Origin of the sequence: Cryobacterium sp. MLB-32 (assembly GCF_000738085.1) — a bacterium.
Taxonomy (GTDB): domain Bacteria; phylum Actinomycetota; class Actinomycetes; order Actinomycetales; family Microbacteriaceae; genus Cryobacterium.
This window is the reverse complement of record NZ_JPRS01000594.1, coordinates 1-844: the sequence shown is the minus strand read 5'-3', so window position 1 is coordinate 844 and position 844 is coordinate 1. Positions and strand designations below refer to the sequence as shown.

Here is an 844-nt window from a genome sequence, read left to right as displayed (position 1 = left end):
TTGATGACAGAAACCGTGGGTCGGAATCTGTTGAGGACACAGTAAATCGATTCGTAACAGTTGACAAGGGTTTCGGCTGTAATATGTCCGCGTGACAGACTTCCTTGGACAGACCGGAATCGGCAACCGCATTCAAGCGATCCGCAAACAGCACGGCATCCGCTCGACAAAGGACCTCGCCGACGCCATCCCCGGCGACAACGTCACGGAATCGATCCTTCAGAACATTGAGGCTGGCCGAAAGCAAGACCTCTCCGTCAGCCAACTCCTCAACATCGCCAAGGCCCTCAACGTCACGCCAATCTTCCTACTCACACCTATCGGCAGGCCCCACGCGCGACTCGACATCGCGAACCTCAGCTCCAGCTTCGACGGAATGACTGTCGTCGAATTCGACGCGTGGATCTCTGGCGATCCCCAAGGCGCCTACCGGTGGACCACGTACGACGAACACTCAGAACGCACTCAGCTGCAAGCGATGCGTGAACTGGACAAGCTCACCCGTGAACGGAAACGCCTGGCCAGCAACCTCGATGTCGAACGGTCCCTGAGCTCTGCTGCCGGCGAAACTGGGGCAACCCAGCCCTGGGACACAACTGAGGAGCGCCTCAGCGAGGCGAACCGACGCATCAGTCAACTATCGTCTTACCTCGCCACAGCCGGGTGGAAGCTAGACGGATGGGCCGGCTAGTCCTTGAGAGGTTGATGCAGTCCGCGAGAGCGAGTGCGCCCGTAAACGCCATAATCGATGAGTCGATGTGAGCGCTTGAGACGATCAATTCATGCTGACTTGCTAGGCAGGCGTTACAAACGCTTGCAACGCCCGGACAAACTAAGCAGTCGT

The 844-nt window shown here is 57.8% G+C and carries 1 protein-coding gene; it reads left to right on the top strand.

Annotated features, from left to right (window positions below):
- Positions 1-91 precede the first annotated feature (91 nt).
- Positions 92-691: a helix-turn-helix transcriptional regulator gene (locus JF66_RS20130; protein ID WP_035880677.1), complete on the top strand. Its 600-nt coding sequence runs from the start codon at positions 92-94 to the stop codon at positions 689-691.
- The last annotated feature ends 153 nt before the right edge of the window (positions 692-844 follow it).